22 protein-coding genes are annotated in these 24,942 nt (G+C 43.6%); 13 read left to right on the forward strand and 9 right to left on the reverse strand.

Annotated features, from left to right (window positions below; genetic code table 11):
• Positions 1-87: 87 nt before the first annotated feature.
• On the reverse strand, positions 88-1,611 hold the full coding sequence (locus tag F8N35_RS02975) for a DUF4301 family protein (protein WP_293049869.1): 1,524 nt from the start codon (positions 1,609-1,611) through the stop codon (positions 88-90).
• A 236-nt stretch (positions 1,612-1,847) separates the two neighbouring features.
• Here F8N35_RS02975 and F8N35_RS02980 point away from each other — a divergent pair, with 236 nt between their 5' ends.
• The 10 genes from F8N35_RS02980 to F8N35_RS03025 all read left to right on the forward strand — a co-directional run bounded on the left by F8N35_RS02980 (position 1,848) and on the right by F8N35_RS03025 (position 13,054).
• Positions 1,848-2,312: an adenylyltransferase/cytidyltransferase family protein gene (locus F8N35_RS02980; protein ID WP_293049870.1), complete on the forward strand. Its 465-nt coding sequence runs from the start codon at positions 1,848-1,850 to the stop codon at positions 2,310-2,312.
• Complete coding sequence (locus F8N35_RS02985) at positions 2,302-3,033, forward strand: SDR family oxidoreductase (RefSeq protein WP_293049871.1); 732 nt, start codon at positions 2,302-2,304, stop codon at positions 3,031-3,033. The genes F8N35_RS02980 and F8N35_RS02985 overlap by 11 nt, the downstream gene beginning before the upstream one ends.
• A gap of 146 nt (positions 3,034-3,179) precedes the next feature.
• Positions 3,180-4,115: a CDP-alcohol phosphatidyltransferase family protein gene (locus F8N35_RS02990; protein ID WP_293049872.1), complete on the forward strand. Its 936-nt coding sequence runs from the start codon at positions 3,180-3,182 to the stop codon at positions 4,113-4,115.
• Between the two features lie 8 nt (positions 4,116-4,123).
• Positions 4,124-5,185, forward strand: a complete 1,062-nt coding sequence (locus F8N35_RS02995; RefSeq protein WP_293049873.1) for a lysylphosphatidylglycerol synthase transmembrane domain-containing protein — start codon at positions 4,124-4,126, stop codon at positions 5,183-5,185.
• Positions 5,186-5,192: 7 nt separating this feature from the next.
• The gene (locus tag F8N35_RS03000; RefSeq protein WP_293049874.1) at positions 5,193-6,068 is read left to right on the forward strand and encodes a lysophospholipid acyltransferase family protein; all 876 of its coding nucleotides are present in this window, start codon (positions 5,193-5,195) and stop codon (positions 6,066-6,068) included.
• 43 nt (positions 6,069-6,111) lie between these two features.
• On the forward strand, positions 6,112-6,573 hold the full coding sequence (locus F8N35_RS03005; RefSeq protein ID WP_293049875.1) for a DUF4494 domain-containing protein: 462 nt from the start codon (positions 6,112-6,114) through the stop codon (positions 6,571-6,573).
• A 91-nt stretch (positions 6,574-6,664) separates the two neighbouring features.
• Positions 6,665-7,333, forward strand: a complete 669-nt coding sequence (locus F8N35_RS03010; protein WP_293049876.1) for a YggS family pyridoxal phosphate-dependent enzyme — start codon at positions 6,665-6,667, stop codon at positions 7,331-7,333.
• 96 nt (positions 7,334-7,429) lie between these two features.
• Positions 7,430-9,916, forward strand: a complete 2,487-nt coding sequence (locus F8N35_RS03015; RefSeq protein WP_293049877.1) for a bifunctional UDP-N-acetylmuramoyl-tripeptide:D-alanyl-D-alanine ligase/alanine racemase — start codon at positions 7,430-7,432, stop codon at positions 9,914-9,916.
• Between the two features lie 194 nt (positions 9,917-10,110).
• Entirely contained in the window at positions 10,111-11,181 is a 1,071-nt protein-coding gene (dinB, locus tag F8N35_RS03020; protein WP_293049878.1) for a DNA polymerase IV, read from the forward strand.
• A 214-nt stretch (positions 11,182-11,395) separates the two neighbouring features.
• Positions 11,396-13,054: an amino acid permease gene (locus F8N35_RS03025; protein WP_293049879.1), complete on the forward strand. Its 1,659-nt coding sequence runs from the start codon at positions 11,396-11,398 to the stop codon at positions 13,052-13,054.
• Positions 13,055-13,127: 73 nt separating this feature from the next.
• On the opposite strand, the gene F8N35_RS03030 is transcribed toward F8N35_RS03025, so the two are convergent.
• Both F8N35_RS03030 and F8N35_RS03035 read right to left on the reverse strand, forming a co-directional pair.
• Positions 13,128-13,706 (reverse strand): DJ-1/PfpI family protein, encoded by a 579-nt coding sequence (locus F8N35_RS03030; RefSeq protein WP_293049880.1) that lies wholly within the window; start codon positions 13,704-13,706, stop codon positions 13,128-13,130.
• A gap of 171 nt (positions 13,707-13,877) precedes the next feature.
• Positions 13,878-14,558 (reverse strand): hypothetical protein, encoded by a 681-nt coding sequence (locus F8N35_RS03035; protein ID WP_293049881.1) that lies wholly within the window; start codon positions 14,556-14,558, stop codon positions 13,878-13,880.
• Between the two features lie 1,137 nt (positions 14,559-15,695).
• Between F8N35_RS03035 and F8N35_RS03040 the strand changes: the two genes are divergently transcribed.
• Positions 15,696-17,165, forward strand: coding sequence for a right-handed parallel beta-helix repeat-containing protein (locus F8N35_RS03040; RefSeq protein WP_293049882.1), 1,470 nt, complete (start codon positions 15,696-15,698; stop codon positions 17,163-17,165).
• 75 nt (positions 17,166-17,240) lie between these two features.
• Here F8N35_RS03040 and F8N35_RS03045 read toward each other — a convergent pair whose 3' ends face one another.
• The 4 genes from F8N35_RS03045 to F8N35_RS03060 form a co-directional block, all read right to left on the reverse strand.
• Positions 17,241-17,759 carry a threonine/serine exporter family protein gene (locus F8N35_RS03045; RefSeq protein ID WP_293049883.1) on the reverse strand — a complete coding sequence of 173 codons (519 nt, stop codon included), beginning with the start codon at positions 17,757-17,759 and terminating at the stop codon, positions 17,241-17,243.
• Between the two features lie 2 nt (positions 17,760-17,761).
• Entirely contained in the window at positions 17,762-18,562 is an 801-nt protein-coding gene (locus tag F8N35_RS03050) for a threonine/serine exporter family protein (RefSeq protein ID WP_293049884.1), read from the reverse strand.
• Between the two features lie 76 nt (positions 18,563-18,638).
• Positions 18,639-19,064 carry an endonuclease domain-containing protein gene (locus F8N35_RS03055; RefSeq protein WP_293049885.1) on the reverse strand — a complete coding sequence of 142 codons (426 nt, stop codon included), beginning with the start codon at positions 19,062-19,064 and terminating at the stop codon, positions 18,639-18,641.
• 186 nt (positions 19,065-19,250) lie between these two features.
• Complete coding sequence (locus F8N35_RS03060) at positions 19,251-20,366, reverse strand: metallophosphoesterase (RefSeq protein WP_293049886.1); 1,116 nt, start codon at positions 20,364-20,366, stop codon at positions 19,251-19,253.
• Positions 20,367-20,509: 143 nt separating this feature from the next.
• Between F8N35_RS03060 and F8N35_RS03065 the strand changes: the two genes are divergently transcribed.
• Together F8N35_RS03065 and F8N35_RS03070 are read left to right on the forward strand one after the other, a co-directional pair.
• The gene (locus F8N35_RS03065) at positions 20,510-21,370 is read left to right on the forward strand and encodes an AraC family transcriptional regulator (protein WP_293049887.1); all 861 of its coding nucleotides are present in this window, start codon (positions 20,510-20,512) and stop codon (positions 21,368-21,370) included.
• A 270-nt stretch (positions 21,371-21,640) separates the two neighbouring features.
• Positions 21,641-22,447 (forward strand): hypothetical protein, encoded by an 807-nt coding sequence (locus tag F8N35_RS03070; protein ID WP_293049888.1) that lies wholly within the window; start codon positions 21,641-21,643, stop codon positions 22,445-22,447.
• Positions 22,448-22,623: 176 nt separating this feature from the next.
• On the opposite strand, the gene cysK is transcribed toward F8N35_RS03070, so the two are convergent.
• The gene (gene cysK, locus F8N35_RS03075; RefSeq protein ID WP_293049889.1) at positions 22,624-23,574 is read right to left on the reverse strand and encodes a cysteine synthase A; all 951 of its coding nucleotides are present in this window, start codon (positions 23,572-23,574) and stop codon (positions 22,624-22,626) included.
• A 58-nt stretch (positions 23,575-23,632) separates the two neighbouring features.
• Entirely contained in the window at positions 23,633-24,934 is a 1,302-nt protein-coding gene (locus F8N35_RS03080) for an O-acetylhomoserine aminocarboxypropyltransferase/cysteine synthase (RefSeq protein ID WP_293049890.1), read from the reverse strand.
• Between the last annotated feature and the right edge of the window lie 8 nt (positions 24,935-24,942).

Here is a 24,942-nt window from a genome sequence, read left to right on the forward strand (position 1 = left end):
GCTCTTTTACAAGGAATATAAGTATTAATCTGTCTAACTTTTTGGGGTCACTTCAAAGCCTTCGGGGTTTAATATCGGGGGTGATTTTTACTGGTGTTCCGGTCTCAATAAATCATTTACGGTTTTTACCGGGCTAAATGTCTCTACCGGGGTATCTACGAAAATGGTGTTCCAGTCGCTCATGGCTCCGTTCCACAGACCAGGCAGTTCAAGAGCTTTCAACTCTTTTCCGCTCTTGGATTTGGAAGAGATAAAGCCGGTGTTTTTATCCACATATTTCGGCAGATCGAATTTCTTTTCTTTGTAATCTTTAATGGCACAAACCAGATCTACCGGATTGAAGTGTGTCGCTTTTTTCATTAGCTCTACCTTTTCGGGATCGGAGGTGTCGATTTGAGAGCTTTCGAGGATTTGAGGGGAAGCCGTTCCATCTGCGTTAACTGCAATGTAGGGGCCGCCGCCGGGTTCGCCTTCGTTTTTTACCATGCCGCACACCCGCAACGGACGGTTCAACTTGTTGTGCAAATATTGAATCAGCTCTTCGCGACTGTAACCTGCAATGGCCGGATTATGGATGGAAAGGCGTGAAGTGCAGAATTGTTTGATCACTTCCAGCTTGGCATCCGAAATATCTTTGTTGTCCAGTTCGTGGAGGAAACCGAAAATCTGTTTCTGGGTTTGCACAAGTATGCCGGCCAATAGGCGTTTGTAGGTAATGGTCGGTTTTTTAAGTTTGTCCGTAGTGACATTGTCAATATTCTTAATGAAAACCACGTCAGCATTGATATCGTTCAGGTTTTCGATCAGTGCGCCGTGTCCACCCGGACGGAAAAGCAGTTTGCCGTCTTCGCGGAAAGGTTGGTTATCAGCGTCGGCAGCCAGTGTATCAGTCGAAGGTTTTTGTTCCGAAAATGATACATGATAACGAAGGTTGTTTTTTGTAGCCAAAATAGCCAGCTTTTCTTTTACATGCTGTTCGAACAGTTTGCGGTGCTCGGTGGAAACTGTGAAATGAATGTTGACCTCACCTTCGTTGTTGGCCGCATAGGCAGCGCCTTCGGCCAGATGTTCCTGTACCGGAGTGCGGACTTCGTCGGGATAGCGATGGAAAAGCAATAATCCTTTCGGTAGGTTTTGATAATTCAGCCCTTTTTCTTCAAGCAGGTTGCGCACGATGGATTTGTATTCTCCGGCTTCGATAAGTTGAGGTATGGTACGGCCTTCGTTATGAAAACATATTGTGTTCAGTGCTTCATAAAAAGCGAAATATTCAATGTCGGAGAAAAATTTCTTTTCAAAATCAGATACTGGAGTGTCAGATTCACCGTCGATAAATTCAAACAGGTTTTTGAACATGCGACTTGCAGCTCCCGAAGCCGGTACGAACTTTACAATTTTCTTCTTTTCGGCAAGAAAATCAGTCCAGAACTGGATATAGTGATCGATATGAGAAGTCTCAATCTTTAAAATTCCGTCGTTGATGGCGGCTGCTTTTTCTATTTGCAGGAAAGGAAATCCGGCAGCGAAACGGTTCAATTGTTCAGTACAGGTTTCTACAGCAATTCCTTTGGTTTTGAGTAATTCCAGATCTGAGTCGAGAAATGTATTCATGGACGTGAACGTTTAAAAGTTTTAGAAGACTAATTTGATGTAAATTTACTGTCAGGTTGGAAAGAGAAAGGATTTTTTCCCTGTGAAAGCAAAGAAAAAATGTGTAAAAAAGTCCGGTAGACTCAAATAAATAAATACCTTTGCATATTCAGGAAAAAGAGCGATCCAACCCTAAAAACGTTGCAAGTTAGCTTTTTTTTATCACAATTATATTCTGTTTTTACTAAGATTTTATCATGTTCAATAAAAAAACCATCGTTTATACATCCGGAACTTTTGATATGTTCCACTCCAATCACCTGAAAATGATTAATTATGCCAGAGGGTTGGGAGATATTTTGATTGTTGGCGTAAGTACCGACGAATTAGTGAAGTCGTATAAGGCTGCTCCGATCATTCCTTTCAACGAACGGATGTTGATTATTGAAGCACTCAAGGCTCCGGATCTTGTAATTCCGCAGCATACGCTCGATCATACCGAGATTGTGAAGAAACTGAACATTGACGCTTTCGTTGTGGGTGATGACTGGTTCGGTAAATATGATTACCTGAAGGAGCTGGGAGTAGATGTGTTCTACTTTCCTTATGGCGACGGAGTTTCGTCTTCATCGCTGAAGAAAACTATTTATGAATCATACGATCAGCAGTTGCATGCTGAACGTAAAGCCAAGCCAACTTTTGTAAAGCAGGATGAAGAGTAAGACAGCACTGATAACCGGGGCAACCAGGGGAATAGGAAAGGCAGTTTGCGAACGACTGCTGAAAGAAGGTATGTCGGTTGTGATGACCTATTCATCCGATGAAACAACAGCTTCTCTGGTTTGGAATGAGTTCGAACAACGTTTTCCATCAAAAGTAATGTTGTTGAAAGCCGATATTTCGGATCTCAGTTCGATTGATATAATAAGCCATTTCTTAGCGGAACAACAAATCTCGCTTAGTTGTGTCGTATTTAACGCAGGAATGACCGATAGAAGCGATTTTCTGCAAATTGAACCCGAAAACTGGTTGAAGGTTTTTAATGCAAACGTCCATTTCCCTGTTTTTTTGATGCAAAAACTTTACTCTTCTTTTGAGGAAGGTGGTTGCGTTGTGTTTACCGGTTCGTTGATGGCCATTCATCCACACTCTGTTTCTTTGGCTTACGGCGTGACCAAGGCTTCGGTTCATGCACTGGTGAAGAATTTGGTGAAATTTTTTGCAGGTAAACGTATACGGGTTAATGCTGTGGCTCCCGGATTTGTTGATACCGAATGGCAAAAAACAAAACCGGCCGAAATTCGTGACAATATTAACCGCAAACTGGCGATGGGGCGATTCTGTACCCCGGAGGAATTAACTGATGTGTATTGGCTGCTTATCAATAACCAATACATGAACGGAGAGGTCGTTGTTTGCGATGGCGGATACAGTTATAAGTAGCCGGCTTTGTGTGCTAATCGACTGGCTTAATATGTCTTAAAACTTATGCGGGCATATTAAACCTGCATATGCTTTTTTTTTCTAAATTTGCAGCTGATATTTACTTGTTAGATTGCAGGAAAGTATCGTTACAAATAAAGTACGCAATGGACACAAAATCATCGGTTACCTTCAAAGATTCACTAAAATCGTGGGATACGGAAAATTGGCTCGACAGAGTTTTTTATCGTCCTATCGGTTTTCAGATAGCTTTACTTCTCAAATCCACCCCCGTTACTCCGAATATTATTACCATTATCTCCATTTTTGTTGGAATGATGGGCTGCATTCTTTTTTACCCGGATGATAGCCTTGCAATTAATCTCCTTGGCTTTGGCCTGTTGGTATTTGCAAATATTCTGGACTGTGTCGACGGACAATTAGCGCGTATTACCGGCATTAAATCTAAAATAGGACGAATCTTAGATGGTTTCTGCGGAGATATCTGGTTCCTTACATTCTATACCACCATTTGCCTGCGACTCATACACGGACATGACAAGATCTTATCTCATTACGGTTTTGTATGGGGATGGTGGGTTTTTCTGATTGCTCTTGTATCGGCTTATTCTCACTTCAATCAGGCAGCAATGATAGATTACTACAAAACATTGCATCTCCATTTTCTGAAAGGTGGAAAAAATAGTGAGTTTGAGGATGCCGATTCTGTGAAACAACATTTTCAGTCGCTCAATTGGAAGAAGGAACCTGTTGAAAAGTTCTTTCTCAAATTGTATCATATCTACACGTTGAATCAGGAGCGCAGAACACCTGAATTACATCGCTACATTAAACGTTTACACGAAACATATCCCAACGGATTTCCCGAAGAGAAAATTGCGGAATTTCGTTCCGAAAGTCTGAAAATGATGCCTTTGCTGGATTGTTTTACTTTCAATGCAAGAAGTATTGTTATGCTTGTAACTTTACTGCTTGATGTTGAATGGTTTTATTTTGTATGCGAAATTGTTATCCTCAATCCTTTGTTGGGCTTCGCAATCAATCGCCATGAGAAAATGTGCCGTAGCTTAAATCAACTCTAACATTTTGAATGGGAAAGATAAGTACAAACCTCGGACGTAATCTGTTCTTCGCTTTGGGCCTTGTCGCTTTGGTCGTGATAGCGTGGTGCATCGGGTGGGATACCATCGTGGCACACGTGCAAAAGACCGGGTGGTGGTTTATTGCCATTATTGGTATGTGGCTGCCGATCTATCTGGTTAATACAACGGCATTTAATACCATCATTCGTGATGATGTGCCCGAGCATCGCATTGTACCTTTTCTTCATGTTTTTAAAATTACTTTAAGTGGATTTGCCCTCAAAGCTGCTACTCCGCTAGGATTTGTCGGCGGAGATCCCTATAAAATCATGGAATTCAAGCCAATGCTGGGCGTGGAAAAAGCAACCTCGTCGGTGTTGCTGTACACAATGACCCACATTTCGGCTCATTGTATTTTCTGGGCATTGTCGATTGTCGTGGCAGCACTCTTTTTACCCATGAAGTTGTCGCTTAGTATTGTGTTGATAGCTACATTCGTGGCATTCGTTATTGTGCTGACGCTCCTTTGGCGAGGTTACCGGAGAGGAATGGCTGTAAAAGCATTCAATTTTTTTGCCCGTTTACCCTTGTTGAAAAAATGGGTATCCCCATTTAAGGATAAATACCAGAATCAGCTTTCAAAAATCGACACACAGATATCTTATCTTTATGGAGCCCGCCGGAAAGCATTTTTTACGGCACTTAGTCTGGAGGTAATTGCCCGCATAATGAATTGCCTTGAGGTATATGTAATTTTGAAGCCGGTCAATGTGGATGTAAGTCTCGTGGAGTCGGTGGTGGTTTACTCGTTTATGAGCCTCTTTACTAATATATTGTTCTTTTCTCCGATGCAAATTGGAACCCGTGAAGGTGGTTTTGCATTGGCGCTCAGAGCTCTTTCATTGCCAGCCGGCCTTGGTATTTACGTGAGTCTGGTAACCCGTGTAAGAGAATTGTTCTGGATGGGCGTGGGAATATTATTAATGAAGGTAAAGATGAGAACCAATTATCTGGCGGTTAAAACCGAACCATCAGAATATGTAGAAACTCCACAAAAGATGGTGCCATAGCTTGCGTATGAAGCGGACAGTGATCGATGTTGAATTTTTAGCGAAGAAATCTCTGTTTTTCAGAGGCCAGTTAGGACGTTGGCTGGGGAAAGTTGTACTGCATCTTCTTGCAATAGACCGGATCAATTGGGCTTACGGGCGATCCTGTGATCATACAGGAGCCGCTTTTGCAGAAGGTCTCTTGAAAGATTTTGGTGTCGATTACCGGGTGGGTAATGCAGAACGCCTCCGGCACCTGCCTGAAGGTCCTTTTATTACGGTCTCTAATCACCCCTATGGCGGATTGGACGGTATTATGCTCATTCATTTGATGGCAGGTATCCGATCGGATTACAAAGTGATGGTGAATCAGATACTGACATTGATCGAAGCAATGGATGAAAACTTTATCTCGGTTCAGCCTCGTATCGGACACAACACAACGCCCTCTGCTGCTGCAATCAATGGCATGAGAGAAACATTGCATCACCTGAGAGACGGGCATCCGGTAGGGTGTTTTCCTGCAGGGGCTGTTTCAATGTTTAGTTGCAAAACGCTTCGGGTGCGCGATCGTCAATGGCAGGATGGTATTCTGAAATTGATTCAGGTTGCAAAAGTACCGGTTCTTCCCATTCGGTTTTATGATAAGAACTCAATTTTCTTCTATTTTCTGGGTCTGGTAGACTGGAGAATCCGTAGTTTGAGAATGCCATATGAGCTATTCAATAAAAAAGGACAACGACCGCGCATCGGAATAGGCGAACTTATAACGGCTGAAGAAATAAAACAATTTAAGGAAGCCAAAGCTTTGGGAGATTTTCTCCGTAACAAAGTATACGATATGCCGCTTCCGACAACTTTTACTCCTAAAACAAAATTGGATATACAGGACAAAACGATTTAGTTTAGTTCGAAAATTAACATGCTCATAATAAATAAATAATACAATGCATACCTGGTTTGAATGCAAAGTTCGTTATGAAAAAACAGGGGAAGACGGACTCCCCAAAAAGGTAAATGAACCTTATCTGGTGGATGCGCTTTCGTTTACAGAAGCCGAAGCCCGTATCATAGAAGAAATAAAACCTTTCGTGAGCGGAGAATTTACAGTGAGCAATATCAAAAGAGCCCGTATTGCCGAACTGTTCGATAACCCGAGTGGCGATAAATGGTACCGTGCAAAAGTTAACTTTATCTCTCTTGACGAGGAAAAAGGGGTTGAAAAGAAAACAGCCGTAACCATGATGGTGCAGGCAGCTAATCTGAAAGACGGATTAATGCTTCTTATTGAAAAATTAGGCAATACATTATCCGATTGGGAAATAGCTACAATTGCAGAAACTGCCATTATGGACGTTTATCCTTATGCCGGCGGACCACGCGAAGAAAACGGAGAAACTTCCGATTAAATTGCTAAAACCTGTATCCTTCAGGTTGTGACATTGAACTTGAATTGAAAATCAGCGATAGCTAAACTTTGAATTTTGAATTGTTTATATCATGTCGATTGCCGATAATTTGAACGCCATCAGAGCAACACTGCCTTCTCATGTGAAGTTGGTATGCGTCTCAAAATTTCATCCAAACGACTCCGTTTTAGAAGCCTATGCAGCCGGTGAAAAAGTTTTTGGAGAGAGCAAGGTTCAGGAAGTATGTCAGAAATATGACACCCTTCCAAAAGATATTGTTTGGCACTTCATTGGTCATCTTCAAACTAATAAAGTTAAGTTTCTTGTTCCTTTTGTTGCGCTGATACACGGTGTAGACTCTCTCCGTTTGCTCGAAGAAATCAATAAACAGGCTGCAAAGGCCGGCCGCACTGTCGATTGCCTTTTGCAGGTGCACATTGCCTGCGAAGAGACCAAATTCGGCTTTTCTCCGGAAGAAGTGCCAGATGCTCTGAATTCAGGTATTCTCGATACCCTGAATTCGGTACGTATTTGCGGACTTATGGGGATGGCAACTTTTACCGACAATGAAACTCAGGTTCGTGCTGAGTTCCGCTCACTCAAAACTCTTTTCGATCAACTTAAAACTTCTTATTTTGCCGATAAGCCATGGTTCGATACCTTATCGATGGGAATGTCCGATGATTATCGCATTGCCATTGAGGAGGGAAGCACCATGGTTCGCGTCGGTAGCTCTATTTTCGGAGCAAGACAATATTGAACAATGTGACAATTGCCAATGAACCAGTTAACTTTGGTCTGAAAACTGGCTCTCCCGTTCAATCGTAAATTGTCAATGATTAAATTGTAAATTCCAATGACTTATTCAATCTTTCATATTGCCCAATTGCTCGGGGGAAAGTCGCTGTTGCGTACCGAGGGCAATATCAGCCGCCTGTTGACGGACAGTCGTTCGCTCATTTTTCCGGACGACACACTCTTTTTTGCTTTACGTTCCGCCAGTAACGACGGTCATCGTTATGTGCGCGACCTCTATAACCACGGTGTGCGCCATTTTGTGGTAAGTGACTTTCAGTCCGATTTCGATTCGATGCAGGATGCCAGTTTCCTGATTGTCAACGATACGTTGCAGGCTCTGCAACAGTTGGCAGCCTTTCATCGCAACCACTTTTCGCTGCCTGTAATCGGCATCACCGGAAGTAACGGTAAAACCATTGTCAAAGAGTGGCTTTCGCAATTACTTCACAACGATTACAATACGGTTCGCTCACCGCGAAGCTACAACTCTCAGATCGGCGTTCCGCTGTCGGTTTGGCAAATCAACGAACAAAATAACCTTGGCATTTTCGAGGCCGGTATTTCCAAAAAAGGAGAGATTGAACGGCTTGAACATATTATTCGTCCAACGGTAGGTGTGATGACAAATATCGGTCAGGCGCACCAGGAAAACTTCTCCTCGCTGATTGAAAAATGCCGCGAAAAATTGCTGTTGTTTACCGATGCTCAATGGCTGATTTCGTGCAAGGATCATGCTGTTGTTGAAAAGTGTATTTTAGAATCAGGCCTGCGATGCCGCCGGTTTATTTGGGGATACGATCAACTTTGCGATTTGCAGGTGTTGGGTATCGATAAAATCGGCAAAGTGAGTACCATAACCTGTAAGTTTGGCAACGAAACCATCGTTTACAGCATTCCGTTTACTGACGACGCTTCGGTGGAAAACAGCCTGCACTGCCTGTCGACATGGATTTTGCTCGAAACGGTAATCGAAAACAAATCGTTGAATATGCAGCTTATTGCATCCCGCATGAAGTTGCTCGAACCGGTAGCTATGCGCCTGGAAGTGAAAGAAGGTCGCAACGATTGTCTGGTAATCAACGATAGTTACAATGCCGATATCAACTCGCTGAACATTGCGCTCGATTTTGCCCGCCGTCAGGCAGCTGACAAGCAGATGAACATGACTCTGGTGCTGTCGGATATTTTGCAGAGCGGTGAAGTTGCCGAAAAACTCTATTCCAATATTGCTAACCTTGTACAGGAGAGCGGTATTAACCGTCTGATCGGTATTGGAACCGAAATCTCGAAACAACTCGATAAATTCAATATTCCTCAAAAGGAGAGCTTTAATAGTACTGAATCGTTTTTGGGGTCAGGACGCTGGAAAGCCCTGAAAAACGAGGTGGTTTTGCTGAAAGGTTCGCGTAACTTCCATTTCGAACAAATATCCGAACAACTTGAAAATATTACCCACCAAACCACACTGGAGGTGAACCTGAGTGCTTTGGTGCATAATTTCAACTATTTCCGTTCCAAACTCCGTCACGAAACAAAGATCGTCTGCATGGTGAAAGCTTTTGCTTACGGCAGCGGTTCGGTGGAGGTAGCCAAAACCCTGCAACATCATCGGTGCGATTATCTGGCGGTAGCCGTAGCCGACGAAGGCGCGGAACTGCGTCGCGAAGGCATCACCTTGCCTATCATGGTGATGAATCCAGAGCCCAACAGCTTCAATCTGCTGTTTGAATACCAACTGGAACCCGAAATTTACAGTTTCAGCCTGCTCAATGCCTTTATCAAAGCAGCGGTTCGTTATGGCGAGAGTCACTATCCTATTCATGTCAAAATAGATAGCGGAATGCATCGTCTTGGTTTTGAAAAACCGGATATGGACGAGCTTGTGGGCATTTTGAAAGACCAGGAAACGGTGCAGGTACAGTCGATTTTCTCGCATCTTGCCGGTGCTGACAGTCCTGCTTTCGATGATTTTACCCATCAGCAAATCGATCTTTTCAAATATTGTGCCGACACCTTGCAAAATGGAATCGGCTATTCATTCTTGCGCCATATTCTCAATTCGCCGGGCATCGAACGTTTCCCCGAATATCAGTTTGATATGGTACGTCTGGGAATCGGCCTTTACAGCATTAGTGCGGTAAATTCGCCCGAGATGGAGACCGTTTGTACGCTAAAAACAACGGTGCTTCAGGTGCGTAAGGTGAAAGCCGGCGAAACGGTAGGTTACAGTCGCCGTGGAGTGGTGGAGCACGACAGTGAGATTGCGGTGCTGCCGCTGGGGTATGCCGACGGATTCGATCGCAGGTTCGGAAACGGAGTGGGAAAGGTTTTGATTAACGGCAAACTGGCTCCGGTTGTGGGTAATATATGTATGGATGTAGCCATGATCGATGTCACCGGTATGGATGTGCACGAAGGCGATACGGCTGAAATTTTCGGCAAGGGACGCAACATCAGCGAACTGGCCGATTCGATAGGCACTATTTCGTATGAATTGCTGACCAATGTCTCGCGTCGTGTTAAACGTGTCTATTTTCAGGAATAAAACAATTTAGCACACGGAAAACACAGATTATACGGAAATCGATTGGTTTCATCTCTGCGATCCTCTGATTCTTCCGTGTATTCTGAGTGCAAGTAGTTGGAGTCCAAATAGTAATCCCGCAATCGTTTATTGGCGACTGCGGGATTTGTTATTATTTATGATGGAATGGTTATCTTTGTTCTTCATTGATTTGCATGGTACGGAAAATCATACATATCGACATGGATGCCTTTTATGCTTCTATCGAACAGAGGGATAATCCTGATTACCGGGGCAAACCGGTTGCCGTTGGCTATCCCGAAGCGCGTGGCGTGGTGGCTGCTGCCAGTTATGAAGCCCGCCGGTATGGCGTGCGTTCGGCAATGGCATCTACCACGGCGCTAAAAAGATGTCCGCACCTGATTTTTGTCCCTCCGCATTTTGATGTTTATCATGCAGTCTCCGACCAGATACGGCAGATTTTTCTTGATTATACCGATCTGGTGGAGCCTTTATCGCTTGATGAGGCTTTTCTGGATGTGACGGAAAATAAGAAAGGAAATCCGTCGGCAACGATTATAGCCCGTGAGATCAAGCAACGAATCAAAGAAGAGACCGGCTTGACAACTTCAGCCGGAGTTTCGTTCAATAAATTTCTGGCCAAAATTGCTTCTGATTACCGTAAGCCCGACGGTCTTTTTGTGGTACGGCCCCAGGCTGCCGAAAAATTTGTGGAAACCTTACGGGTGGAACAGTTTTTCGGAGTAGGAAAAGTGACGGCTGAAAAAATGCACAAGCACGGCATTCGCACCGGTGCCGACCTGAAAAAATGTTCTGAGGCAGTGTTAGTCGATCTTTTTGGGAAGGCCGGTCATCAGTATTATCTCAATGCCCGTGGACTCGATTACCGGGAGGTGGAACCTGACCGTATCACTAAATCGGTAAGTGCAGAAAGTACGTTCGATCAGGATAAGGATTCTGTATTACACTTGCAACTGGAGCTGTACCAGGTGGCGTTGGAGGTGATAAAACGAATGGAGAAAGAGCAGTTCTTCGGGCGAACAGTGACCGTGAAAATAAAATTTGCTGACTTTAAGATTATTACCCGAAGCCGCACGTTGCCCGAAGTGGTGAAAGACTTTCAGCAATTGTGGTCGGCAGCCAAAACCATCCTTCGAAATACCGATCTGGGTGGGCAGAAAGTGCGCCTGCTGGGACTGGGAATCAGTAATGCGGGAGAAACGGCAGGCCGTAAGTCGATTCAGTTGCAACTGGATCTGTTTTAAGTACTAATAGAAGTCATCTTGACTTTTTATTTTTTGACCCCCAACCCCCAAATGGGGGCTGTAACTTTGTGCAATGCGCAAGATTTTCTCGTTTTAAGGACGAATTCCTCCCCATTTAGGGGAGGCTAGGAGGGGTCGGAAGATGAAAATTGAGAACAAAACATTGTCTCCAAAAAGTCAAGACGAGTTCAATAGATAAAATTTCGTTTTAATAATGAATAACAGTTTATTTCGGAAAAAAGATATGGCTTCGTTGCAGGCCGAAGTGGAAGAGGTGCGTACCCATGGTGTCCTGAAAAAGGTACTACGGGTGCGCGACCTGACTTTTATGGGCGTGGCGGCGGTGATCGGAGCCGGTGTTTTTTCTACCATCGGAACGGCAGCTTACAACGGCGGTCCGGGCGTGATTTTCCTTTTTCTAATCACAGCTGTTACCTGTGGATTTACGGCACTGTGTTATGCCGAGTTTGCCAGTCGGGTACCGGTGGCCGGAAGCGCTTATACCTATTCTTACGTAACTTTTGGAGAGTTGATAGCCTGGATTATCGGTTGGGCGCTGATTCTGGAATACTCTATCGGTAACATTGTGGTAGCCATCAGTTGGAGCGCCTATTTCAATAATTTGCTGGAGGCGGTGCATATTCATCTTCCGTACTGGCTCACTATTGGTTGGCAAACAGCAAAAGCCAATTACTCCGAACTGTTAGCTGCCGGCAAGGATGTCAGTCAGACTGCTTATGCGCAGGCACCGGTTATTGCCGGATTTCATATTGTGATGAATTTACCGGCCTTTCTGATTGTGGGCTTTGTTACGCTGCTGGCTTACATCGGTATCAGCGAAAGTAAGAAAAGTGCCAACTTTATGGTCGGCCTCAAGTTAGTGGTGCTGGCTTTTATTGCTGTGGTGGGTTTCTGGGTGATTTTCTCCGACGATAAGATGACCAATTGGTCGCCTTTTTTGCCTAACGGTGTGACTGGCGTGCTCAAAGGTGTCTCCTCGGTTTTCTTTGCCTATATCGGCTTCGATGCCATCTCTACCACAGCTGAGGAGTGCGCCAATCCCAAGCGCGATTTGCCCCGCGGTATGATCTATTCGTTGTTGATTTGCACGGTAATCTATGTGGTAACGACGTTGGTCATTACAGGACTGGTTCCATATTCCGATTTCAAAGGTGTAGCGGATCCTTTGGCCTATGTGTTCAACGCGATCAATATGCACAAAGTCGGCTTTATTATTTCTGTCAGTGCAGTGATAGCATCCACCAGTGTATTGCTGGTGTTTCAGATCGGACAACCGCGTATCTGGATGAGTATGAGTCGTGATGGTTTGTTGCCCAAACGTTTCGGGAAGATCAATAAAAAACGGCTTACTCCCGGATTTGCCACCATTGTAACCGGCTTGTTGGTGGGTATCCCATCATTATTTATTGACGATTTGCTGATGACAGATCTGACCAGTATCGGTACGCTCTTTGCCTTTGTCCTGGTATGCGGTGGTGTATTGCTGTTGCCAAGAATTGAGAAAGAATCGGGCTTCCAGTTGCCCTATATCAACGGACGATGGATTATCCCTGCTTTGGTGGGGCTGTTTTTACTGCTTTTTCGGCAGCGCCTTGCCACTGCCCTGCTTCATGTAGAGGCAGAAAATCTGGAGGAAATTCTCTTCTTGCTGTTTTCTGCGATAGCCGTTGTAGTGGCCGTACTTTCATTTGTAAAACACTTCTCATTAATTCCCATTCTGGGGGTGTTGTGCTGCCTTTACCTGATGATTGAAATTCCCATCAATAGTTGGATCGTCTTTTTCGGTTGGATGGGTCTCGGATTATTGGTCTATCTGCTTTACGGAAGAAAGAACAGCGCATTGAATAAATAGAGTCTGATTTACACAACAAAAGGCCCGAATTTCCTACTACTATTAGTGGAGATTCGGGTCTTTCTGTTTATAATTATATTTCGATGGTGGCACCCAGCAATATCAGAAATTCGCGTATAAAGGCGGCGTGGCCGGGCCATGCAGGTGAGGTGACCAGATTGCCGTCCACAAAGGCTTTGTCGGCTGCAATGGGGTGGAATTCGCCTCCGGCCAGCGTCACTTCGGGACCCACGGCAGGGTAGGCGGTCAGTTTGCGTCCCTTTACCACATCGGCTGCGGTGAGGATCTGAATGCCGTGGCAGACGGCAGCTACCGGCTTGTTGTGATTGAAGAAATAGCGCACGATGTCGATAACCTTGTCGTTGAGGCGGAGATACTCGGGCGCGCGGCCACCGGCAATCACCAAACCAAGATAATCGCTCACCGTTACTTCGTCGAACGTATAGGTTAGTGTGAAATTGTGGCCCGGTTTTTCGGAATAAGTCTGATCGCCTTCAAAATCGTGAATGGCGGTTTTTACCGTGTCGCCCTTTTTCTTGCCTGGACATACCACATGCACTTCGTAACCTACCATTTCCAACATCTGAAACGGTACCATCGTTTCATAATCTTCGGCAAAATCGCCGGTGAGAAACAAAATTTTTTTCTTCATGTTCAAAACATTTTAGAGGGTGAAACATTATTGTTGACGGTGTAATTAATGCGGGTGTTTATTCCGTTTTTAACGGATCATGGAATTTGTCCGTATTACAGTTTCGGAGGCTGTTGTATTGGTGTGTGATTAAAAGTTGATAATGAAATTATATGAGATTCTAAAGAAAACTTATCGTTGGATAATTAATTCATCTGTTTTTTTATCATATACAGAAGTTTGCGTATCCCAATAATTATTTTTGAATTCATAATATGATTCTTGTCTTAAGTTACATCCATTAGTTGATATGAAATAAAGGATATGATGCTTTCTGTGAATATCTAATTTAATCTTTAAATCTGTCGTAGTTAATTTATTGGGCTGTAACATATCCATATGTAGGTCGCTGAACTGGTCGAAATTATTGTCTCGTATAATATGAACGTTTATGTCAGATAGAGGATTAGGTCCAGTATTGTAAAGTGAAAGCACTGCAGTTTCATCATCGTTTTTATCTTGAAATGTAAGACTGATAAAACAGTAACTATTTGCTCCTGTAATATAATTTACCGTCTTATTAGTTATTTGAGTTATTTGTTTAGTCAAATCATAATTGTGAGAAGCTAATACACTGTTATTATTTGTTATTTCAAGATTGGAGTTGATTAACTGTTTGTTGATCTCTGTTAATTCTTTTATTTTTAGAGATAATGCAAGATTATTTTCAGACGTTTCTTTTGTCGAATCTATTTTAGAATTGGTTGTTTTACCTTCAAGTTCTGCTTTTTTATAAGAAAGGAAACCTCCTAGTAGAGCAATTAATCCACCTATAATGCTTATCCATTGTGCATATTTCATTAAAAAATTCATAGTTATAAAATAATTAATAATGTGTAATGTGTCAATTTCTTTTGCATCACGTGTTCACAATACTCCTTATCACCTTTCAAAGCCTAATCAGTATTTATCGATCTAGAATATTAGTGTCGCAGTTGGGAACATAATTAAACTTCGGCAATTCTATTCAACATTTGCGAAATTGCGTTTTGTTCTAATAACGTGACATTTATTTTCCTTGCAAATATATGTTTTAAATGTTGCAAACTGATGATGTTTGTTCGTTTAAAACTCAAAAAGACTTATATTTAGCAAGTGTGAACCAGTCAAGCCGTAGAAATTTTATTCCCGTAAAATAGCTGTGTGTTGCAGAAACCTAATGCTGATGCGCCTTTTATATCTATTCTCTACAGAGCTTCGAATATCCTTTTGTTAGGGATGGCTGTCTGATAAAAACACCTCTTCTGAATTAGTAACATTTTTGTGTTATATATTTATAAATGACTTTAAATCAGCTATATAAGTAGTTTGTATTGCGCAAATTTTCTAACTTTGCATCAAAATCAATAACTGGAAGAGTATTGCCATTGGGATCAATGAGAATCGGGCAATGACATTCCGTTTATAAGTATTTAGGAACAGACTTAGTATATTTTTCTGCCTTGAGGAAGCATTTGGTATGTGTTTAGCAGGTCTTTGGTAGAATCCTGTTTGTTCACAGCTTCGACTCTCCGTCAATTGTTTATAAGCATAGTTAGTAAGTCTCCGTAAAGTTTTATTGTCATGGAGAGATGGTTTTCATCTTTCTTTACCAGCATTTGGAATATCCTGTAATCATGTTGTTTTAAGCATCAATGATTGCTTCGTCTTTCCTATAAATGCTATTAGTTACATTCTATAAAGTTGTTTTGTTTGTTATTCAGTAAATCTTACAAGCCGGAAGTATAAGTATCCCATCACGTTTCCCCTCGCGTGAAAATGTCGATTGTTGATTGCAGGAAAGGGGCTTGCATATCCTGTATACAGAGCATTTTACACCGTGTGCTGTCAATAGAATTGATGGTACAGAGATGTATTACCCTCAGTAAAAAAAGAAAAGAGCGAGATTAGAAACCATTTACAAATGTAACGTCTCCATATTAAGTAGAAAATGAATTTTGTGTATCAAGTATGAGAAGAACTATTTTATTGACAATTAGCTTTTTATTGATATGTGCCATTGAAAATACAAGCTTTGCGAAAGTCTATTATGTTGCAAAAAACGGGAGTGACTCACGAACAGCCACTCAGGCGCAAAATATAACCACCCCAAAACTGACAATTGCATCGGGACTAACCTGTCTTTCGGCAGGTGATACTCTTTACATACGTAGCGGTGTGTATGCTGAAACATTGAATCAAAACATGATTGCCATTCCCAGCGGCATTTCCTGGAGCAAACCGGTTACGGTTGCCGGATATCCGGGTGAAACGGTGACTATTCGGCCTAATACGGGAGTCGATGAAGTGATCCGCTTAATGGGGACTGCAGGTGGAGCGAAGTATCTGATTTTTGATAATCTGCATCTCGATGGAATTAATATTGCTGATAATGTGGTAAAAATCACATATACAGGATCCGATCCATCGTACACGGCAAATCATATCATGTTTAAGAATAGTGAAATTTTTAACGCTCCTAATCAGGGCGTTTTTGTCGACCACAACAGCGTGGGCAATCAATTTATCAATTTACAGGTTCACAACAACGGAACAACAGACTTTCATCATGGATTGTACATAACCGGCGCCAACAATCTGGTCGACGGGTGTGATATTCACCATAATGCAGGTTGGGGTGTGCATGTATATAGCGATACGGGAATAGCCGTGGATAGTAACATTGTTCGGAACAACAGCATTCATGATAACGCATATGCCGGAGGTCGTGGTTGTGGTATTATTCTTTCCTGTGGAAAAGGCAATATGGCCTATAACAACCTGATTTGGAATAATAACGGGGGTGTTCAGATCGATGTGGCGGTAAATACCTGTGTGTACAATAACACGATTTATTCAAACAATGCAGGCTCAGGAGGATATGCCGGAGTGAAAATTCAGTCAGGGAGCACCGGAGCAAAAATTGAGAACAATATTTGTTGGCAAAACAATGCCGGAGCTATAGAAAATATGGGTAGTAGTACAACCCTCACCAATAACCTGACAACAACTGATCCTCTTTTTGTCGATGCGTCTATTTCTAATTTTTACCTCAAATCGACTTCGCCGGCGATCAATGCGGGAGTGAATTTATCGCCCACCGTGACAAGTTATTACGATGGGACTGCCAGAGTACAAAGCTCGACTTATGTCGTTGGTGCCTTAGGAACTTCAGTTGCAACGGGAGACGAGATTGTGGATGCTACAGCACAACTTAAAATATTCCCGAATCCTTCCGATGGAAGATTTACGATAGAGACAGGTACCGATCAGAGTGTGAGCTTGCTAATTATCAATGCAGCAGGAGTGCCTGTTCATCAGCAATTGTTGAATAACAGTAAAGCTGATGTCGATTTAAGTGGCAAGCCACAAGGTATTTATATCTGTCGATTACAAAGCGGAACGAAAGTTCTGGGTGTCGGAAAAGTTATCATTCGCTGATTGTTCGTTCGGTAAAAAAAACACAAGGTTTAAGTTTGTACTTACGCCTTGTGTTTTTTTGTGCCTTATTGTTTGTTACTCGGCTTTCTTTACCTTCTGCTTTTTGCCGAAGTTAATTTCTTTCACGCTTTTTGTTCTGAATAGCAATGCGGCAATGGAAATGCCAATCGCTAAAATTGCCAGCAGTGACAGCGTAAGCATCAGGTTGTGCCCGATCTGTACCATAATGTCGGGTGTTTTCTGCACGATAGCCGGGTCGGTGAGCTTGATGCAGCCCAGCATGGTGCGGTAGGCATACAGTCCCGGAATCATGGTGATGAAAGCCGGCATGGTGAAAACCACCGGCGGATGGTGTACCTTGTGGGCGCAGTAGATACCCAGAATGCCAATGGTGACGGCGCTGATCATGGTGGCGGTGATGAGCACCACGCCACTTTCCAACAAAACAAAGCGGAGGCTATGTCCGAGTGCACCGAGCAAACCTGCCATCCAGAGAATGCGTTTGGGAGAACCAAAGAGGATACCCCAGCAGAAACCGACCACAAAAGCCAGTACGAAATCGAGTAATATGCGAAGTAGAAGTTCTGAGGTCATGGCTAAAAGTTATTAAGACCCAACAAAGAGATGCTCAGCGTCATTCCGACGGCAATGCAAAGCAAAATGGATGCCCCGAAGAGTGCCCGGTTCCATGCCGACGAGAGGTGTCCTTCTATCAGGTCGATAAGCGAATTGATGAGAGGTACGCCCGGTACCAGATAGAGTACGGCAGTGGCAAGTGCTGCCTCCGGAGCCGAACCCCAGTGAAACACCATGTTGGCGCCTGACACCATGGTGGTGACGAAAGAGGCAATGACAAACGAAATCATCGGGTTAAACTTGTGGTGCATGATAAATACCCTGACGATTGATCCGATAAAAGCGCCCATACAGGCAACAATAGCGTCGATGAGGCCTCCTCCGGCCAGCACACACAGGCAGGCACAGGAGAACCCTACTGCCAGCGCTACCGACCAGTAGCTATAATGTTTGATCTTTTTGATGCGTTCGGTCTCTTTTTTTACCTGTTCGAAGTTGAGGTCACCGTCGGCCGCTTTCCACGTCAGGCGGCTGAACTCGGTGAGCAGTTCAAGGTGTACGGAGTGGGGCGGAGTAGAGCGGTAACGGGTAACGGTGTGGTATGGGTCGTGTTCGCTGGTGACGGTCATGGCTACACCGATAAAGGTAAGCTGCATTTGTACGTTCAGTTCCCATCGTTTTGCCAGGCGATCCAGATTACGGGTGATGCGTCCGCAGTGGGCTCCTGAAGCCAGCATCGTCGTGGCAATGTCGAGCGCCAAATCGGCAAACTCCGTGGCGTGAACGTATTCGTGAGTGGAAGAAGGTGTGTTTTCGGTCATTCATTACATTGTTTACTTCGCAAAGATAGTTCCTGAAGAGTGGGTTTTGCAAGAAAAAAGCTTTCTATTGTTTTCTTTACGAAATGATCATCCTTTGATCTGGACGGGTCTGGTCTTGAATTTGTCCTATAACAGACATAATATCATTTAGTACTTCCTCATTTGTAAATCGGATTACTTTGTATCCTTTTTGATTCAGATTAAAGGAGCGTTCTTTGTCTTGTAGTGTCTGTTTCTTATGAATACCACCATCAATTTCTATTACTAAATTGTATTCGAGGGCGACAAAATCAACAATATAAGGACCAATGACATGTTGACGGCGGAATTTGACTCCTAATTTTTTCGATTTGATGTGAGCCCAGACAGCTTTTTCTGCTTCTGTCATAACATTTCTCATTTTTTGTCGTACATCTTTTATCTGACTGTAAACAAATGGATCTGCGGTTTTCCACGCAGGACGTTCTGATGCTGGGCTATCATTCTTTTGTTTATCTGGCATGAGTTTGATTTTGTGGTATTGTGTTTGTGTCGACCCTCCCCATCCCTCCCAATTGGGAGGGTGTACATCTGCAATAATAAGGTAGTGCGTTATAAGTTTTACCGGCCGAACTCCTCCCTAGTTTGGGGAGGTCGGGAGGGGTCGGATTAAAGCATTACAAGATTATTCTATAATTGAAAGCAATAGCTAATACTTCAAATTTATCACTACCAGTTCAGATTGGGTGCCAATGCGGTATTGCGGTCCCCAGATGCCCAGTCCTGACGAGACGTAATATTGCGTTTTACCTTTTCGCAAATAACCGTGAGCCTGCTCAAATTCCCGTTTTACGATCAGGTTGCCAGGGAAAAATTGTCCTTCGTGCGTATGCCCCGAGATTTGGAGATCGATGTCGTTTTGCTCCGCCTCTTCCAGATGGTGGGGTTGGTGATCGAGCAGAATGGTAGGAAGAGCAGGGTTAAGACCTTCCGTCAGGTATTTTAATGCTTTGCGGTGCGTATTGGTACGGTCGTCGCGTCCGATGAGGTAGAACGCGCTGTCGATTAATGCCACATTGTCCGTCAGCAAGCGAACGCCCGCGCTTTGGTAAAAATCATCGACTGCTTTCAAATTGCCCGAATAGAACTCATGGTTCCCGTTGATGGCATAAATGCCTTTCGGTGCGTGAATGTTTCGTAATTCTTCCTGCATCTTTTGCTTTACAACTGGTTCCACCGCCCGGTCGAAGAAATCACCCGCAATCAACACGATGTCCGGATGCTGATCGTTAATCATCTGTACGTAACGTTGCAGTTGTTTTTTGCGAATAGAAAAACCTACGTGCAGATCGCTAACAGCCACGATGCGCAGTTCTTTCCCTTGTTTCGGTTTATTGGTCTCAAGATTGAGTGTTACCACTTCCGGATGGTTGAATTTGTAGTTGCCTGCAATCAGAGCAATGGCGATCACTCCGAAACTGGCCATCAGCCACCAAAACCGGAAAGTCATCATACCCGGTGGAGCAAAATGAACAAACGAATTAACGGCACGCACCAGATCGGCAGCCAGAAAGGAGAGTAACAGGTAAATCATTACCAGAAAATAGGTGTCGCCCGCAAACGAGATGGCTGAAGCCATACCCAACGGCATCGTTTGTCCCAGAAAAAGAGCCACAAAAAAGGAGGCAAAGAGTAGAATGCTCAATCCGGCATAAAGCTGCCGCCAGTAGCCCTGAGTAGGTAATGCTTGCCATCCACGCCCGATCACATAGCCGAACATGGCCAAAAAGAAGGCAAACATGATGATGAAAAATCCGTATTTCATGAGTGTAATAGTTTTTTGTGATAATATGCGACGAATGTAAGAAGAATTTGTCAGTAGAAAAAGTAATTTTCAAATAAGCAAGATCGGACAAGACGGGTCGTTTATAGAAGGCGTATCTTTGCAATGTCCAACAACAAACGATTATGCAAAACAAACTTACCACACGAGAGGAGTATCTCCGACGCATCAATATCGTGACGGAATATATCAACAATCATCTGGATGAAAAACTTGACTTGAGTAAACTTGCTGATTTGTCGAACCTGTCTCAGTTTCATTTTCACCGCATCACCAAGGCATTTTTGGGTGAACCGATTGGAGCTTACATTACCCGGATGCGGGTAGAAACAGCGGCAAGACTCTTGCGATATACCGATATCCCGGTGCAGGATGTTGCTTTCAAAGTGGGGTATGAGATGCCTTCGTCACTGTCTAAAATCTTCAATCAATATTACGGCATATCGCCGATCGAATTTAGGAACGACAAAAATTTTATTATTATGAAACCAGCACTTATCAATCCGGCGCTAAACCTGAAAGCTCCGAAAATTCTTGATCTCGAGGATCAGAGTCTTATTTATATACGGCATACTGGCGATTACTCTTCGCTCGATTTTGCCGGAGCCTGGACCAAACTCTGGGGTTATGTCAAATCGCAGAAACTCTTTACTGCAGGCATTCAGCATGTGTGCATATACCATGACGACCCTAAAGTTACCGAACCAGACAAATTGAGAACGGATATTTGTCTGGTTATCCATAAACAGGCTAAAGCGGAAGGTGAAATCGGGGTAAAAATCCTACAGGGTGGTAAATTTGCCGTCTTTCACTACCAGGGGGCATATGCAAATCTTGGTTCTGTATATGATACGATTTTCGGGTATTGGTTGCCCGAGAGCGGAATGCAGTTACGTGATGTAGCCTGTTATGAAAAATATCTCAACCATCCTGATCCGGAAGCTCCTGAAAAATCAAAAACGGAAATTTATATTCCTGTTCAATAACAAATTTAAGCACTAAAGCATTTTTACAGAGCACAATCCTTTATGGGTTGTGCTCTTTTGTTTATAAGCTGAGATATCCAGAATAAGTGCACGTGCTGATTTTTCTAAAATAATTGCTCTCTTTTTGCAGCATTTATTCCTTTTATTTCATCTGTATATTAAAGCTATTTGACAAATATTAGATTAAAATACACAGGATTCCTTTTGTTTTTCCCTTTTGTCAGAGTATTTTTATCATATGTAATAATTCAATCAATAAAGAGATTTACTATGCGGAACTATTTCTTGTTATTTTGTGTTGTATTATTGGGTGCGTGCACTCAATATCAGTACATTACTCTCGATAGTAATGTGTATCGACCAGATCAACAGTCTTTTGTCTGGGAGAACGATACGGTAAGAATTCGTTATGTCTTTTCCGGATATAACTGTCCGTTGACTATTCAGGTGTATAATAAAATGGCTCAGCCTTTATATGTCGACTGGAAGAAATCGGCTGTAGTTTATGGGGATGGATCGCGTCTTAGCCTCTGGAATGATCAGATGAGTGTTAGTTCTACCACCGTTGGCGGAACAATGCGTATGGGTAACATTGCCATAAATAGTGCTCAAACGGTCGGCATGATTGATAAAAGAGAACAAATTAGCTTTATACCTCCCGATTCATATGTCTCTGTACGACCGTTGGCCATTATGAGCAACTTTATAAAGCCCTTACCACAGGAATTGAAAAAAAGAGTGCCATTTGGCGATGAGGATGGCTCAAAAGTAGATAAATATAATTTTACTCCGGAGAATACACCTTTTACTTTCAGGTGTTTCCTGACTTTGTCAACCAACGATAGCTTCAATAATTCGATTTACATCGATCAGCCATTTTGGGTGTCCGAAATTATGCAGACATCTATGGGGCCATCTTCTGTATTGGCTTCAGACAAGATGTTTTATGTCAACAGAACAACAACTTTCGGTCATATAATGGGCGGCGTCGGTACGGTCGCTGTTGTGGCAGGAGCAGTTTATCTGGAAGCTGCAACCGAACCCGGACCACCGCCTCCTCCGCATCACAGAAGATAAAAATCTCGGTTCGTATAAAAAAAGAGTCGTCCGTTGCTGTTAATGGCAAGGACGACTTTTTTCACAATCACTCACTTTGTTACCGGTAGCTATTTCTCAATAGATTCCGGTTTTGTTTGATTCAGTTAGCTGAATCAATATATTTCAGAATTGGCAAAACAAATTACGGTTGAGTATCACGGTATAGGATACTCGTCGAAAGCATAAAGTACGGTCGATAAGTAGCGTTCGCCGGTATCGGGGAGCAGTGCTACAATGGTTTTACCTTCGTTTTCAGGACGCTTTGCAAGTTCCAAAGCGGCATAAGCGGCAGCTCCGGAAGAAATACCAACCAATAAGCCTTCTGTCTGTGCCAGTTCGCGGCTTGTCTTGATTGCATCGTTGTCGCCAACTGGGATAATTTCGTCTACTACCGCAGGATTATAGGTCTTGGGTTGAAAACCGGCTCCAATACCCTGTATTTTGTGGGGACCGGGAGCGCCTCCCGACAGAACAGGCGACGATTTCGGTTCCACAGCGACAATCTTTACCGAAGGTTTGAATGCTTTCAGCGCTTCGCCAACACCGCTTACGGTACCTCCGGTGCCCACTCCTGCAACAAAAATGTCGACTTCACCATCAGTGTCGCGCCAAATTTCCGGCCCGGTTGTGCTCTTGTGAATGGCAGGGTTGGCAGGGTTCTCAAACTGTTGCAAAATAATTGAGCCGGGTGTTTTCTCTTTTACCTCTTCGGCTATACGGATAGCCCCTTTCATCCCTTCTGTACCCGGGGTCAGTACTATCTCTGCTCCCAGGGCTTTCAACAGGTTGCGGCGTTCGATGCTCATCGTTTCGGGCATGGTCAGAATCAGTTTGTATCCTTTCACAGCCGATACAAAAGCCAGACCGATGCCGGTATTTCCGCTTGTCGGTTCAATAATGGTGGCTCCCGGCTTTAGAGTTCCCTTTGCTTCCGCATCTTCAATCATCGATTTTGCAATACGTTCTTTTACGCACCCAAGCGGGTTGAAATATTCGAGCTTGAAAACGACTTTGGCTTTGAGGCCATGGTTCTTCGCGAAATTAGCTGGCGCCAATAGTGGCGTATTACCGACTAAGTCTGTCAGTTGGGTTACAATTTTTGCCATGATAATGATATTTTTGTGTTGTAGAGACGCATTGCAATGCGTCTCTACCATGTTTGAATTAAATTTTATCCAATGCCTGAGCCAGATCGCCCTTGATATCTTCGATATGTTCGATACCCACCGAAATGCGCAACAGGCCAGGTTCCACACCCGATGCCTTTTGTTCTTCGGGCGAAAGTTGTTCGTGAGTGGTAGCTGCCGGGTGTATAATCAACGATTTGGCATCGCCTACGTTGGCAAGGTGACTCAGTAGTTGTACGTTGTCAATCAGTTTGTCTGCATTAGCAGGATCTCCTTTTACCTTGAAAGTGAGAACGCCGCCAAAGCCGTTTTTGAAATATTTGGTAGCAAGTTGGTGGTATTTGCTGCTTTTCAGCCCGGGATAGTTTACGTATTCCACTTTCGGATGCTGTTCGAGCCATTCGGCCAATGCCAAAGCGTTGCTTACATGACGTTCTACCCGCAAAGAAAGTGTTTCCAATCCCTGGATTAACAGGAATGAATTGAATGGACTGATGGCATTTCCCCAGTCGCGAAGGCCTTCAACCCGGGCGCGGATGTTGAAAGCAATATTTCCGAAAGGTCCGTTGAAACCAAATACATCCCAGAATACCAATCCGTGATAACTTGGTGATGGTTCGGTAAATGCAGGGAATTTTCCATTGCCCCAGTTGAATTTGCCGCTATCTACAATTACTCCGCCGAGCGATGTCCCGTGACCGCCAATCCATTTGGTTGCCGATTCTACTACAATGGTAGCTCCGTGTTCGAGCGGTTTGAAGATAGCACCACCGGCGCCAAACGTGTTGTCCACAATCAGTGGGATGCCATGTTTGTCGGCAACGGCGGCAATGGCTTCAAAATCGGGTACATTGAGGTCGGGATTGCCGATTGTTTCCAGATAGATGGCTTTTGTCTTTTCGTCGATCAAAGCTTCAAATTCTTCGGGTTGATCGTAAACAGTAAAGCGGACGTCAACACCCAGACGTTTGAACTGATTCTTGAATTGGTTATAAGTTCCTCCGTAGAGGTGTGGTGTTGAAACAAAGTTATCTCCTGCTTCAACAATATTGTTGAGGGCAATGAACTGAGCCGATTGCCCGGATGAAGTGGCCAATGCACTTACTCCGCCTTCGAGAGCCGCAACACGTTTTTCAAACACGTCGGTGGTAGGATTCATCAAACGGGTGTAAATGTTTCCGAATTTACGTAGTCCGAACAGATCGGCGCCTTCTTTCGCGTCGTCAAAAACATACGAACTGGTTTGATAAATAGGCACTGCCCTCGATTTTGTGGTTGGGTCAGCCTCTTGTCCTGCGTGTACCTGCAGCGTTTCGAATCGTAAGTCTTGTGTAGCCATTTCTTTTT

Source organism: Paludibacter sp. (assembly GCF_009712605.1).
Lineage (GTDB): Bacteria > Bacteroidota > Bacteroidia > Bacteroidales > Paludibacteraceae > Microbacter.